The organism is Planctobacterium sp. AWH2_060, from assembly GCF_056158425.1.
Map to the genome: position 1 here is coordinate 2,649,341 of NZ_JBSWTG010000001.1, position 13,303 is coordinate 2,662,643.

The window sequence follows — 13,303 nt, forward strand, 5'->3', positions numbered from 1 at the left end:
CGTGGTTATCGCAGAGTCAGTCTAAGCTCCGCGCAACGGATACAGAAGATAAAGTCTGCAGTTCTAAGCATAGTGGATCATTTTCTCTGCAACAAATAACCCGCATTTGTTGCGCTAAAGGCTTCCTTAATTCAACAATCCCTTCTACTCTGGAGCAGAAGTCCCAGAACAAGAGACAAAATAATAATGAACAAATCAGGTCCAGGATTTTTAATTGCCGCCGCTTTTGTCGGTCCGGGAACCGTGACCACTGCTACACTGGCGGGTGCAAACTTTGGTTACGCCCTGCTGTGGGCGGTACTGTTTTCTATTGTCGCCACCATGGTACTGCAGGAAATGGCCGCGCGACTGGGTGTTGCCACCGGAGAGGGTTTGGCGGAAGCCCTCAACAAACGCTTTACTCATCCTGTGGTTAAATGGTCAGTGATAGCGCTGATTATTTGTGCCATCGGTATCGGAAATGCCGCCTACGAGGCCGGCAACCTGACCGGTGCTGCGATGGGTTTGACTAATCTATTGGGCGGCGAATTGCCCATATGGAGTCTGGCTTTAGGTGTCACCGCGGCGGTCATTTTATACCAGGGTCAGTTTCAGACATTGTTAACGATACTAACCCTTTTAGTGGTATTGATGAGCGTGGTGTTTTTAGTCACTTTTTTTGCCTCGGACATTCAACTCAGCGCCATGTTTTCAGGGCTATTTATTCCCTCGTTACCCACGTCGGCCACCATTACCACCATCGCCCTGATTGGCACGACCGTTGTACCTTACAACCTGTTTTTGCACGCCAGTCTGGCGGCGAAGTTTCAATCGGAACAAAGCCAAGAACAACGGCTTAAGCTGTTGCGCAAGGATGGCTTATTAGCCATTGGGTTGGGTGGTCTGGTGACCATTGCTATCTTATCCACCGCTGCCGCCACCTGGTTTAGTCAGGGGCTCACTCCCGATATGTCGAATATTGCGCAACAATTAAGACCACTACTGGGTGACTTTGCCCCGGCTTTTTTTGCAATAGGTCTGTTTGCGGCAGGCTTAACCAGTGCGATTACTGCCCCACTGGCCACCAGTTATGCCTTATGTGGTGCTCTGGGTTGGTCTGTGAACTTGCAGTCTCCGCGTTTCAGGTTGATCTGGTTAAGTATTATCACTATTGGCACCTTACTGTGTTTTTTATCTCTAAAACCCTTAACCGCCATCATGTTGGCACAAGCCAGTAATGGCTTGTTGCTGCCTTTTGTTGCTTTGTGTCTTTTGTGGTTCTGCAATGATGCAAAGATATTGGGTCATTGGCGCAACTCTGTCTGGCAAAATATTTTGGGGATCAGCATAGTGTTATTCGTAACCGGGTTGGGTCTGTACAAAGTGATTTCCCTGTTTAGCTAAAGCCTAAAATTCAGTATTATGTCGCCTCGTTTGGTTGAGTGGTAAACAATGCGTCAGATACTTGGTTGTTTTTCAGTAGCGATTTACTTTGTAAATACTGTCTTTTGGTTTATTCCTATATTCGGTTTGTCATTTTTGAAGCTGTTTCCCGTTAAGCCCTGGCAAACCTTTATTTCCTATATTCTGGATGGCTGTGCATCCAATTGGATCAGCATCAATAATCTCAATCAAACCCTGCTCAGCAATATCCGTTGGGACATTCAGGGGATAAGCAATCTCAACCCGAAAGAGTGGTATCTGGTGATTGCCAACCACCGCTCCTGGGTAGACATCTTGGTACTACAACGAATATTTAACCGTAAAATCCCATTTCTTAAGTTTTTTCTGAAAAAAGAGCTGATTTGGGTGCCTTTTTTGGGACTGGCCTGGTGGGCGCTGGATTTTCCCTTTATGCGCCGCTACAGCCGTAAATTTTTGGAAAAACACCCCCATATGAAGGGAAAAGATTTAGAGTCCACCAAAGCGGCGTGTAGGAAATTTAAGTTCAAGCCGGTTAGTGTTATGAATTTTGTGGAAGGTACTCGAATTACGCCGCAAAAACATCAAAAGCAAGCATCGGAATTCGCCAACTTGCTCAAACCTAAAGCGGGCGGCATGGCATTTGTACTGGAAGCCATGCAGGAAAATCTCAACGTCCTGTTGGACGTTACCATTTATTATCCGGATGGCACCCCAAACTATTGGGACTTTGTCTGTGGCCGGGTAAAACATATTCAGGTGCGGGTAGAAACATTGTCTATCCCGCAATTACGACAACAAGGTGTTGTCGCCAGTAATTACTTTGACGATGCAGAGCAAAGAGCAGCGTTTCAGTCCTGGCTTAATCAGCGTTGGCATAAAAAAGACCAGCTAATACAAGAACTAAAAAATGGACAATAAAGCCTATGGGACTCATCATTTTTCCGATTCACTTTACCCTGCAAGTCATTAATCTGGCTATCTGGGCAACTCTGGCCGTCACCTTTGGACTACTGAAGTTTATTACGCCCAAAGCCTTGTGCAGACCAGTAGACGCCGTCTTAAAAGTGATCGTGGCGCGCTTTGGCACCTGCAGTGTGGCTATGATTAAGTTTTTCAACAATATAGATGTGGAATACAAGATCAATGGGGAACTGGATCCTAACGGCTGGTATTTGGTTATCTCCAATCACATCAGTTACCTGGATATTATCCTGCTTATAGCCTTTACCCATAAACGCATCCCGACCCCCAAGTTCTTTTTGAAGCAGGAATTAATTTGGTTACCTTTCGTAGGTGTCGCAGCCTGGGCTTTGGAGATGCCATTTATGAAGCGCTACAGTCAGGCGTACATAAAGAAACACCCACATCTCAAAGGCAAAGACATAGAAACCACTAAAAAACACTGTGAAAAATATCGTCACGCACCAACCACCATCATTAATTTTGTGGAAGGTACCCGTGTTACGCCTGCTAAAAAAGCGGCAAAAGGCAATCAACTACAGCACCTGTTGCCGCCTAAAGCCGGAGGGATCGCCTTTACATTTGCGGCAATGGGAGAACTGTTCCAAAATATTCTGGATGTCACTTTGATTTATCCTGGCAACAAAGGCGTTGTGATGCGGGATATGCTCAGTGGCAACCTGAAGCAGATAGTGTTCGTTGTGGACGTACTGCCCGTTAGTCCGGAACTTATTGGCGACTATTTTAATGACGAAGAATTTCGCATCGGTTTCCAAAACAATCTAAATCAACGCTGGCAACAAAAAGACGCTAAAATTAATGCCATTCTTGAGGAGCTAAACGCTTGAGAAACATGCACCTGGGTGAGACGCTGGCGCAGTGGTTAAATGCCAATAGTATAGCAGTGAGCCAATCCGGCTGGCTATTCAGCTCAGCCATGTTGGCCTTGATGGTCATTCTCGCTTGGTTAAGTTTACGCATCACCCGTCTTTTTTTGCAGCAAAGGCTCACGGGGTTGGTGTTCAGTAATAAACCGCACTGGAACGAAACCTTACATCAATGTCGTTTCTTCCGGCGCATCGCCCATATCATCCCTGCCAGTTTACTGCACTTAGGTGCCCCCTATGTGCTGGAAGCAGAGCACATTACACTGGTACTGACCCTTAAATTCAGCCTGATTTATTTAATCATTGCTGCTGCCAGAGCGGTATTTGCCGTTTTTAACAGTGTTCAGGCTATCTACGACAACTCCCGCTACGCCAGTCGGGTTCCGATTGATGGTTTTGTTCAGGTTGCTAAATTGTTGTTCCTGGTTATCGCAATTTTATTGATTGTTTCCCAGTTACTGGACAAATCTCCAACATTACTTTTATCTGGTGTGGGTGCCTTAACCGCCATCATTATTTTGGTTTTCCGGGACACCATTTTGGGTTTCGTATCGGGAATTAACATAGTCGCCAACCGCACAGTTACTAATGGCGACTGGATAGAAATGCCCAAATACAATGCCGATGGCACCGTAATGGCGGTAGGCTTGACCACAGTTAAGGTGCGCAACTGGGATAAAACCATTTCCACCATTCCCACTTATGCCTTGATGAGTGAGTCCATTAAAAACTGGCGAGGCATGCAGGAATCGGGCGGGCGACGCATAAAGCGTGCCATCCACATTGATATTCAGTCCATTGATTTTTGCAGCGACGAGCAACTGTCGCAATTAAGTGAAATAGCCTTACTGTCGGATTACCTCAAAGAATTTAAAGCAGAATTACAAAAATCCGATCAACAAATCGCGCCAGATAAGGCCTTGCACGTGAATAAATTCACCAATATTGGCGTATATCGCAAATACCTTGAAAATTATCTGAAGCAACACCCGCAAGTCAATCAGGACATGACTCTGATTGTGCGCCAACTTCCGCCCGCGCCGACTGGCTTACCCATTGAAATTTATTGTTTTAGCAAAGATAAAAATTGGGTAAATTATGAAGGCGTTCAATCCGATATTTTTGATCACTGTATTGCCGTATTGCCGGAATTCCGGCTGAAGCCTTTTCAACTGCAGTCTGCAATTGTGAACTCCGATTAGATCATTTCTTCATTTTGTTTGCACAATTCATCATTAAGTTAGCCGCGTATGTCAGGAAAAGCGTGACATAATCAAGTTAGTTTTAACAGGTGTGAAAAAAAATGCAGCAAATACTCGTAGTTGAAGATAACCCTGATATTGCATTACAGGTACAGCGCTTTCTGGAAGCGAATGGCTTTAAAACCCATCATATTGTTAAAGGCGATGACGTGGTTGACTATGTTCGGGAGAATAAACCCGACCTGGTGATCATGGATCTGGTGATACCAGGCAAAGACGGTTTGCAATGCTGTAGTGAAATTCGGGAATTTTCCAACATCCCGGTTATTATGCTAACCGGTAAATCTGAAGAAGTGGACAGGTTGATTGGTCTGGAAGCCGGTGCTGACGACTACATGTGCAAACCTTTTAGCGCCCCGGAATTGGTTATGCGAGTGCAGGCTATTTTACGCCGTACCTCGGATCACGTTTATTATTCTATCTTTAGCCTGGATGATGATAAACACAAAATTTCCTATAAAGGCAGTGAAATCCCGCTGACTTCTCTGGAATTCAGTCTTTACCGATTATTATTTAAAAATCCGGAACGTATTTATTCCAGACAACAAATCATTGACCTGGTATACAGCAATACCGGTGACATCACTGACCGTACTATTGATAGCCACATCAAGAATATTCGCAAGAAACTCAAAGATTCTGGTGTCAAAGAAAACATTATCGAATCAGTCTACGGTGCTGGATACCGATTCAGGCTGCCAGCATAAAACAGATGTTATACCAAGAGCCACACAGGTTGTGGCTTTGTTATTTTAGGTCGTTCATTTTTTATTTAGTTAAGTCCTGCTAGTCTGTAGTTTGATTTGATAACCAAAGTCAGGCTCATTGTGAAAACCTCTGTATTAATCCTCACAGCATCTATGCTTACTGCCACTCTGGCTGCACAAAGCAACTACGCCGAATTCTCTGGTCGGGGACTGGTTAAATCCTTCTATTCAGAGGCATCGGAAAGTGCCGAATCCGCTTTTCATACCTGGTTGGTGCTTAAGGGTACAAGCGAACGCGCTAGTTGTCCTCAACTGCGCTTTGATCCGCAAGACCTACAGGGCATTGAAGTCGCGAAACTGGCAATCCGATTAAACAGGCCTGTAGAAGTTAACTTTAATATCTCCAGAGAAGATTCAGAGCAGCGAGCAGCCGACCCTGGTCATTGTGAAATTACCCGCATCGAGCTCAAACTCTAAACTGATTTAAAATCATGACTGATGTGCACTCCCGGGAACAACGACGCAAAAACATGTCCGCGATTAAACACCGCGACACCAAACCGGAATTGCAAATAGCCCAATTACTGCAAGAACTGCAGTTGGACTTCCAGGCTCAAGCTCAAATCCTCGATACCCGGCCAGATTTCTATATACCGCAACAACAACTCGCCGTATTTATTCACGGTTGCTTTTGGCATGGACATCATTGTCACCTGTTTAAAGTGCCTGCCACCAGAACCGATTTCTGGCTAAACAAAATTGAAGGGAACCGAAACCGCGATCAGCAAGTGCGAAGAACTCTTAAGCTAAACGGAATTCGTTACCTGGTTGTGTGGGAGTGCAGTCTCAAAGGCAAGCTTCGCCTGCCATATTCAGAGTTATCAGCTCGTATTGAGGAATTTATACTATCAAATAGGGAAAGTGCCGAAATATCCCATAAAGGGTTTGAGATTAGCGACGAATAGAAAATGGCGTGAAGCGAGTTTGTTCATCATAAACATCGACCCCCTCTGCCCGCTTTAATTTTCCAACAATTTTGTAAGTCACCGGAGTTAGCAACACTTCCCATAACACTTTGAGGATATAATTACTCAACATTACTGTGAGCAATAAATCTGTTGACCAAATCCCGCCAAAGGCTAATGGGTAAAACAGCAAAGTATCTACCCCCTGCCCCACCACTGTAGAGCCTATAGTGCGTTGGTATAGCGCTTTTCCCTGACTCCACACCTTCATTTTTGCCATTACAAAGGCATTAGCCATTTCACCACACCAGATAGCCAACATAGAAGCGAAGATAATTCTGGGCACCTGACCAAAATTCATTGCGAAGGCCGTTTGAGTGTCAATTCCACCGAGATCCTGATTCCAACTTTCAGCGGGGGGCATTGCAGTTATAAATGCAGCCATGCCGGCTGCGAACGCTGCAGCTGCAAAGCCAGCCCATATAACCCGCCTGGCTCTGGAGTATCCGTAAACCTCGGTTAGTACGTCTCCAAGTACATAAGAGAGGGGGAAAAACAGCACACCCGCGCCAAATGTAAAGCCAGCTATGGTAGCTACTTTGGCCGCACCAATAATATTTGAACACACAATAATGACGCAGGTGGCTGCCATTACAAAATCGTAATACCTAAATTGCTGAGCCGATAACTCACCCGCGTCTGTTAGTTTTTTGATTGTCATATTAATAGTCTACAGAGACTTCCTTATAGATATTTCAGTGCCCAATGATTATGGCGCTGTTTTACCCCCGAAAACCAAAGGCACATAAAATACATAATTAATGTTACTACTATCCAGGCCAGATAAAGTCGCAAAAGACTGGGTTCATACCCTTCTGGAAAGCCTGCGGCTCCTCCAAATTGCCAGCCAACATTAATGCCTAAGTCGGGAATAAAAAACAATATCGCCAATAAATGTATCAGGGGCACGTGTAAAACATAGTAGAAAAAGGGCACCTGACCAAAGACTAATAAAGGTTGAGTCAAAGTGTTTGAGAGTTTTTCAAGATAGGCCAAAAGTATCAAAGCCGGACCCAATGTCATCAATAGGTACGCTAACGAAGGCGGATATTTTTGGGTATTTAATACCGACAATAAGGTGTATATACTCCCCCGTTCTTGCTCACTCCAGGGTACGGGATCACCGTAAAAGTTAGCCAAACGCAATACTACAAACGCCAGGGTGATTGCCAACCCTAAATTAATACAGCGACGGTTAAATTTGTTACGATCTTCAGTCAACCATGGACACAACGCATAGCCAACTAACATGACGCCAATCCAGGGAATAAGCGGATATGCCACGAAAACGCCCGCTCCCTGAGCATTAAAAGGTATCCAACCGGGTTGATGTAAAACATGCCACAACCAGGCAAAAGATGAAAATGAAGTGGCGTTAATTCCGTCTAGCAGATTGTGCCCTGCTATCATCAGGATACCTGTGGCTAATGTCAGGTTTTTAGGTAGATAAATAAAGATAGCCAAAAACAGCATACTAACACCAATTGCCCATATTACTTGCACAAAGTACCAGCCGGGAAAGCCAAACTTCCAGGAGGCATTTACCACCACTAACTCGATAAAAATCAGCCAGATACCACGAGTTAACAGAAAGTGGCGCAATGCTGTTGTGGACTTTACTTTGTCTTTGTACAACCAGGCGCTCATTCCGGTGAGAAAAATAAATACAGGAGCGCAAAAATGGGTGATCCAGCGAGTAAAGAACAACTCAGGGCTGGTCTGAGTTAAATCTTCCGGTTGCCAGGGAAAAGGGCTAAAAAAATCGCGAACATGATCGATAGCCATTAAAACGATGACCAAACCACGTAGTTGATCAATTGCGTTGATACGATGCTGCATACTAGTCACTCTTTGCTAATTTTTTAACTAACGAATAATAACAGCAAAATACGAAAGGGGCGGTTATTTTACCCAACACTCATCCCACTAAATATTTGATCAATTCACAGGGCAAGTTCGCGAACGTTTTTTGAGCGACATCTGACACAGCCTGACCTAACCGAAGCCAAAACCTAATTATTTTGACTTCGTCTTAAATTATCGATATTGCAGAACTCAACCTAACTACAGGCTCTGGTTTTAAGTTTGCTGTTAGATAGACCTTTTTGGCACCGCGGTCTAATTCAACCATTACTATTTGATTGAAATCATTGTCGGGGCGCCGACTGCGCCTTAAGGTGACCGGGCTGCGCCCCCCTTAAGAATCCCCCGCAGCCCCTGACGCGCAAAAGCATAAACTTCGCCATCAGAACAACGATGACCATCAATGACAGCACTTCCCTGTGCTGGGCATTGAGTATCGTTGTTTGAACTGATGTCTCAGTTTATTGCGCGTAAAGGGAGATTAGGTTCAGCACTCCGAGCAAATATTGGCGGAACCGAACCCGCAAACGAATCAGTTTTGGATTATCTCCAAATGAACATTATTAGTTTCTGGACACTAAATGAGCACTCATGCTCTCGCCCTGGATCAATTCAGTGGCAATCACCCGAAGAAACCAGGGTTTTGAAGCCCTGGTTTTATTAGTAGCAAGACGTAAGAACGGTGTTAGTGCCAACTCACCTTGCCTTTTTCCACCTTCTGAGCCAGAGGTAAAAAGGCTTTTTCCACCACATGACGTTTTACCTTCAATGTCGGTGTTAGCTCTCCTGAATCGGTAGTCCAGGCTTCCTTTGCAACGATAATTGCAGAGACCTTAGCATGAGCTTCCAGTTTACTATTCACTGTGCTCAGAGTGTTCAACAAACTGCTTTCCAATTCACTCTTATCGATTGCAGCGGCGTGCTCACTAAGGTTAACCACTAATACCGGTTGTACCAGCTGGGTTCCCATCAAACACATTTGTTCAATATATTCATTATCACCAAATTCAGACTCGATAGGGATCGGGGCCACATACTTGCCTTTTTCTGTTTTAAAGATGTCCTTTTTCCGCCCTACAATCGACAGATAACCATCTTTTAACTCTCCCAGGTCACCGGTGTGAATGTAGCCATCTTGGCTAATAGTTTCCTTGGTTTTCTCTTCTTCTTTGTAGTAACCCAGCATATCGGATTCGGTTTTCAGCAAAATCTCATTATCTTCTGCGATGATCACTTCTGTTCCCGGCAAAGGCTTGGAAACCGTACCGATACGTACATCCATATCTGGCCCCAATACACTGCCACAGGCAAAGGATTCGGTCATTCCCCAGCCTTCACCAATATTGATATCCAGTTTACTGTACCAGTGCAAAATCTTTTCTGATAAGGGAGCAGAGCCACTGATGAAAATACGTGCCTGATCCAGGCCCATTTGTTTTTTTATTTTGTTTTTTACTATGCCACTGATTACCGGAATCTTTAACAGTGTTTGCAACTTCTTGTTGGGCATCTTGGTAAGGATTTTTTTCTGGAATTGCGTCCAGAGCCTGGGTACCGAACCAAATATTGTGGGTTTGGCATAACCCAAATCGTTGGCAAAGGTATCCAGGCTATCAACAAAATAAACCTTTAAACCGTAGTTTAACAATGTCGATTCTACATAGGCTCGTTCGGTACAATGTGACAAAGGCAGATAAGACATAATGCGATCGTCAGGTGTCACCGCCATACGCTTACCGACATTCTTTCCGGCATTAACAAAGCTTTGATAAGTATGCATTGCGCCTTTGGGATTTCCGGTACTTCCCGACGTGTACAGAATTGTCATGAGATCATCTTCCGCGACCGGCGATACGCTGTCTGCTGGCGCGCTTTCCTTCATAATGCTGTCCCACTGATGCTCTGCTGGCATTGTTGGATAGGGGAAAGCGACTTTGGATAGAGTTTCCGGTATACCACTGGCTTGAGATTGCCAATCATCTAGTTTGCCCACCAGGATCATTTTGCTTTCTGAGTGCTCCAGAACATAACTAATGGTTTCGGCATTCGCTGTGGGATAAATTGGAATACTGACCAGTCCGCCATACATCAGTGCTATATCAGCGATTATCCAGTGGGCACAATTCTTTGACAAAATAGCTACTTTATCACCTGGATTTAAGCCCTGTTTACGGAAAAAACTAAGCAGCTTTCGAGCCTGATCATCGATTTCCTGCCAGGTAAAAGTATGCATCTGTCCATTTTTAGGCTGGAACAACACTTCGCGATTGTTGTCCTGCACCATCCAATAAGTCAGCTTTTCAGCGGGAAGGGAAAGATTAACCGTATTCATTTACGCATTGACTCCTGGTAAATTTTGCACCGTGCAAGCGCTAATAGTAGTCAGATTTAGATGGGAATTAAAAGCTTTTTCGCAGCAAGTTATTAGAGTTCCTGACCGGCTCGCAATTGCAGGTAGCTATCGGAAGTGTTAACTACTTCTTGCCACCTGGGGGTCTTGGTGCCTGCTGTGTTGGCGGTTTCGGAGTCTGCAAGCCACGTTTGGGTTCCATTGCTCTGCGATGCTGCAGAAGATTGACAAACTCCGACTTGTTTTGTCTTTCTTTCATCTCCAGGCCTAACTGTAAACCTGCACTTCCCATAGTCTTTGCAGTTCCGAAGGAGGTTTTTGAGGCCATTTGCATTGCCGTACCACCAACATTTGCAATTTCATCAATTCCCAAACCTGCCGCTCCAGTCAAAGCTCCTACACCTGTCATCACTGCCATATGATTGCGTTTCTGAGCATTGATATCTGATTTAACCTGCGCCATTTGGCTACCTAACATCTCGCGCCCAGTTGCGTTCGGATTGACATTTTTCGCATAGGCTTTACTGGCTTCATTGTAAGCCCCTGTAGCCACCACACCTGCACCTATACTGACACCTTTTGCCGCTAATTTAGTGGCTCCGCCAGCCAGTGGATTGACCAAAGCCACACCAGTTCCTACATGGTTGGCAACATTAGCTCCCAGTCGCGTATACTTGGCTCCCTTGGCTATGGTTTCCGCTCTTGCACCTTCGGGGTTATTGCCTTTAAATTCGCGTTTAAATGGCCGTAATGACTCGGCTTCTTTAGTCAATGCAGCCCTGTCTCTTTTATTCAGGTTAGTAGCAATGTTCGCTTTGACATCCAAAGCAGCACCGGTCACCGCATTTTTAGACATCTTGTCATAAATATACGAGCGTTCTTCGTGTAAGCGAAACACGCTGCGCTCGTGCATTCTGCCGGGCCCCTGAGCAATATGAGTATTTAAGCGTTGCATCGCCTCGGGACTCAACTTATTGGGCCCACCACCGGGCGGTCTGGGGGCATTGCTGGATGGCGGTTTTAGCGTAGTTTTAGGACGCGGTTTGTTATTGCTGTTCATCAGAAAATCCGAATAAGTAAGTTACGCAAGGTACTTCAGCAAAGAGTAGTCAATAAACTCATTGAAAATCAATGAACTCACCATTAGGAAGTTTCGAATTTGGTGTTTTTTTGGCAAAACCTAAATTCTATGTACAAAACTACTCCATATTCAAATTGACGTCATCAGTCTTTCTCCATAGCAGCACAGGTGTTTTATTTGAATGGCACAGCAGAACTGAAAACCTGTACTTTGGTACAGTTAAATTTTGAAAATAGGGAGTGTATATTTTCACTCGTTGGCAATAGGGCTCAACATAAAATATAAGGAAATTTATTACGCAAGAATTAAGTGTAAATGAAATTGAACAGGTTAATGGCGGCTATTGGGATAGAGTTATAGGGGGTGTAATTGGTGGAATAGCGGGTGGTTATGGTGCTGTTCTAGGCAGCAATGGAAATTACAGTGCACAAGGTATTATCACGGGGGTAGTCACTGGAGTAATAACAGGGGCGTTGAACCCTGTCCGCTCCTTAGGAAATGCAGCAACTACACTCGCTGGTTCTGGAGCCACTGGTGGCGCAGCCAGTGTCATTGACCAATACTTTGAGATTAAAGAGTAACAGGTATGGAATCTGTTAGCGTACTTCTTATTTTGTTCTCAGTTTTAGTAATATCTATTTCTGCTGGAATTAAAATGTTACTTGGATTGAAGGCCATTGACCCCGTTCCCGGTAAGCTTAAAGGAATCAAAAAGTTCCTGGCAATGTGGAATGTTACACTGGCTACAGCAGTGGCCTTTTGCATTGTCTATTTTGGCTTTGCACCTTTATTAAATTCGTAATAGCGTATTTAATAAATTCAAGGAAAGTATGCTGCTGATAATCACTGTCACAATAACTCTGTTAACCTCATTTGCAATAAAACGCCTTTGTGGCGTTGGATTATTGGCCCCTTTTCCCGAGAATCTAAACGGCTTTCGCTGGCTTCTGGCGCAGTTAAATGTGTTTATCTCTATTGTTGCAGGTTGGACGGTGAGTAAGTTCTTACTGACACCAATGATTGAAAGCGTTTTACTTTAAAACGGTCAGACCAGGTTACGGCATAACTAAAGCGCGTTAACCTTTGCAGAAAAATTGTACTAAAAAGATCAAAGCACTCTAACATCAAGTAGGGTGAGGCGTCACCGCCTCACCCCTCTCACATAACCGTACGTACGGACCTCGTATACGGCTTATGCATACTTCCATTCAGCATAAGCGTTGAACACATGGACTGTTAATTGAAATCGACGTGACGAATGTAAGTTACACTTCAGACGAAAAGCCGAATATCAATATCACGCGACTTTAAGCCATATACAGATCTCAAGTTAATTAGGTTAAAAGAGACTTTTTTGAAGAGGTTCAGGTTTGAAGTAGCTTTTCACTTTATATTGGTTATGAACTTGTTCGGCACCACTAAATTAGACATTGCAAATGGAAATAATAATTGCGCCCTTGCAGTTGTATTTGGCATGCTACATGGGCTGGGTATCAAGCTTACTTCACCATCGTATTCACCTGTTTCTCTTGAAAAGCGGGACGATGTCAGTGTCAGTGATGACGAGCGGCTAAAAAAACCAATGCCAGAAGATAACATCACCCCACCGTCCGAATATACCTTACTCATCCAATTGGCAACAAACCGACCCTAATCCCAATTTGGGTTGCCAAGCACGCTGCAAATGGGCCGTTTGTTCGCCCCGTTCCAACCGATAAGAACCGTTCTGCGTTTGCCACCCCGGCGTGAACGTCCTGAAACTAA

At 44.5% G+C, this 13,303-nt stretch carries 15 protein-coding genes; 11 read left to right on the top strand and 4 right to left on the bottom strand.

Annotation, left to right across the window (positions count from 1 at the left end):
- Nucleotides 1–186: 186 nt before the first annotated feature.
- From ACXAD8_RS11355 to ACXAD8_RS11385, 7 genes are all read left to right on the top strand, one after another.
- Nucleotides 187–1,383 (top strand): Nramp family divalent metal transporter, encoded by a 1,197-nt coding sequence (locus ACXAD8_RS11355; RefSeq protein WP_475228531.1) that lies wholly within the window; start codon nt 187–189, stop codon nt 1,381–1,383.
- Between the two features lie 48 nt (nt 1,384–1,431).
- Nucleotides 1,432–2,322, top strand: coding sequence for an acyltransferase (locus ACXAD8_RS11360; protein ID WP_475228534.1), 891 nt, complete (start codon nt 1,432–1,434; stop codon nt 2,320–2,322).
- Between the two features lie 5 nt (nt 2,323–2,327).
- Nucleotides 2,328–3,212 carry an acyltransferase gene (locus ACXAD8_RS11365; protein WP_475228536.1) on the top strand — a complete coding sequence of 295 codons (885 nt, stop codon included), beginning with the start codon at nt 2,328–2,330 and terminating at the stop codon, nt 3,210–3,212.
- A 5-nt stretch (nt 3,213–3,217) separates the two neighbouring features.
- Nucleotides 3,218–4,453, top strand: coding sequence for a mechanosensitive ion channel family protein (locus ACXAD8_RS11370; RefSeq protein WP_475232943.1), 1,236 nt, complete (start codon nt 3,218–3,220; stop codon nt 4,451–4,453).
- Nucleotides 4,454–4,554: 101 nt separating this feature from the next.
- The gene (locus ACXAD8_RS11375; RefSeq protein ID WP_475228538.1) at nt 4,555–5,220 is read left to right on the top strand and encodes a response regulator; all 666 of its coding nucleotides are present in this window, start codon (nt 4,555–4,557) and stop codon (nt 5,218–5,220) included.
- A gap of 120 nt (nt 5,221–5,340) precedes the next feature.
- Complete coding sequence (locus tag ACXAD8_RS11380) at nt 5,341–5,697, top strand: hypothetical protein (RefSeq protein WP_475228541.1); 357 nt, start codon at nt 5,341–5,343, stop codon at nt 5,695–5,697.
- A gap of 14 nt (nt 5,698–5,711) precedes the next feature.
- Nucleotides 5,712–6,185, top strand: coding sequence for a very short patch repair endonuclease (locus ACXAD8_RS11385; protein WP_475228543.1), 474 nt, complete (start codon nt 5,712–5,714; stop codon nt 6,183–6,185).
- On the opposite strand, the gene ACXAD8_RS11390 is transcribed toward ACXAD8_RS11385, so the two are convergent.
- From ACXAD8_RS11390 to ACXAD8_RS11405, 4 genes are all read right to left on the bottom strand, one after another.
- Complete coding sequence (locus tag ACXAD8_RS11390) at nt 6,172–6,906, bottom strand: queuosine precursor transporter (protein ID WP_475228545.1); 735 nt, start codon at nt 6,904–6,906, stop codon at nt 6,172–6,174. The genes ACXAD8_RS11385 and ACXAD8_RS11390 overlap by 14 nt on opposite strands.
- A gap of 23 nt (nt 6,907–6,929) precedes the next feature.
- Entirely contained in the window at nt 6,930–8,084 is a 1,155-nt protein-coding gene (locus ACXAD8_RS11395; protein ID WP_475228548.1) for an acetyltransferase domain-containing protein, read from the bottom strand.
- Nucleotides 8,085–8,793: 709 nt separating this feature from the next.
- Nucleotides 8,794–10,440: an AMP-binding protein gene (locus ACXAD8_RS11400; RefSeq protein ID WP_475228550.1), complete on the bottom strand. Its 1,647-nt coding sequence runs from the start codon at nt 10,438–10,440 to the stop codon at nt 8,794–8,796.
- 142 nt (nt 10,441–10,582) lie between these two features.
- Entirely contained in the window at nt 10,583–11,518 is a 936-nt protein-coding gene (locus ACXAD8_RS11405; protein WP_475228552.1) for a hypothetical protein, read from the bottom strand.
- Between the two features lie 314 nt (nt 11,519–11,832).
- Here ACXAD8_RS11405 and ACXAD8_RS11410 point away from each other — a divergent pair, with 314 nt between their 5' ends.
- The 4 genes from ACXAD8_RS11410 (at nt 11,833) to ACXAD8_RS11425 (ending at nt 13,193) form a co-directional block, all read left to right on the top strand.
- A complete protein-coding gene (locus ACXAD8_RS11410) occupies nt 11,833–12,120 on the top strand; it encodes a class IIb bacteriocin, lactobin A/cerein 7B family (RefSeq protein ID WP_475232945.1) in 288 nt (95 codons plus the stop codon).
- Nucleotides 12,121–12,125: 5 nt separating this feature from the next.
- Nucleotides 12,126–12,341: a hypothetical protein gene (locus ACXAD8_RS11415; RefSeq protein WP_475228554.1), complete on the top strand. Its 216-nt coding sequence runs from the start codon at nt 12,126–12,128 to the stop codon at nt 12,339–12,341.
- Between the two features lie 28 nt (nt 12,342–12,369).
- Nucleotides 12,370–12,579 (top strand): hypothetical protein, encoded by a 210-nt coding sequence (locus ACXAD8_RS11420; RefSeq protein WP_475228556.1) that lies wholly within the window; start codon nt 12,370–12,372, stop codon nt 12,577–12,579.
- Nucleotides 12,580–12,893: 314 nt separating this feature from the next.
- Nucleotides 12,894–13,193 carry a hypothetical protein gene (locus ACXAD8_RS11425; protein ID WP_475228559.1) on the top strand — a complete coding sequence of 100 codons (300 nt, stop codon included), beginning with the start codon at nt 12,894–12,896 and terminating at the stop codon, nt 13,191–13,193.
- The last annotated feature ends 110 nt before the right edge of the window (nt 13,194–13,303 follow it).

Excerpts from the sequence above, each read along its gene's own strand:
- ACXAD8_RS11385 (WP_475228543.1), top strand. The coding sequence starts at position 5,712 with ATGACTGATGTGCACTCCCGGGAACAACGACGCAAAAACATGTCCGCG.
- ACXAD8_RS11355 (WP_475228531.1), top strand. The coding sequence starts at position 187 with ATGAACAAATCAGGTCCAGGATTTTTAATTGCCGCCGCTTTTGTCGGT.
- ACXAD8_RS11375 (WP_475228538.1), top strand. The coding sequence starts at position 4,555 with ATGCAGCAAATACTCGTAGTTGAAGATAACCCTGATATTGCATTACAG.
- ACXAD8_RS11420 (WP_475228556.1), top strand. The coding sequence starts at position 12,370 with ATGCTGCTGATAATCACTGTCACAATAACTCTGTTAACCTCATTTGCA.
- ACXAD8_RS11390 (WP_475228545.1), bottom strand. The coding sequence starts at position 6,906 with ATGACAATCAAAAAACTAACAGACGCGGGTGAGTTATCGGCTCAGCAA.
- ACXAD8_RS11365 (WP_475228536.1), top strand. The coding sequence starts at position 2,328 with ATGGGACTCATCATTTTTCCGATTCACTTTACCCTGCAAGTCATTAAT.
- ACXAD8_RS11405 (WP_475228552.1), bottom strand. The coding sequence starts at position 11,518 with ATGAACAGCAATAACAAACCGCGTCCTAAAACTACGCTAAAACCGCCA.
- ACXAD8_RS11370 (WP_475232943.1), top strand. The coding sequence starts at position 3,218 with ATGCACCTGGGTGAGACGCTGGCGCAGTGGTTAAATGCCAATAGTATA.
- ACXAD8_RS11360 (WP_475228534.1), top strand. The coding sequence starts at position 1,432 with ATGCGTCAGATACTTGGTTGTTTTTCAGTAGCGATTTACTTTGTAAAT.
- ACXAD8_RS11415 (WP_475228554.1), top strand. The coding sequence starts at position 12,126 with ATGGAATCTGTTAGCGTACTTCTTATTTTGTTCTCAGTTTTAGTAATA.
- ACXAD8_RS11400 (WP_475228550.1), bottom strand. The coding sequence starts at position 10,440 with ATGAATACGGTTAATCTTTCCCTTCCCGCTGAAAAGCTGACTTATTGG.
- ACXAD8_RS11395 (WP_475228548.1), bottom strand. The coding sequence starts at position 8,084 with ATGCAGCATCGTATCAACGCAATTGATCAACTACGTGGTTTGGTCATC.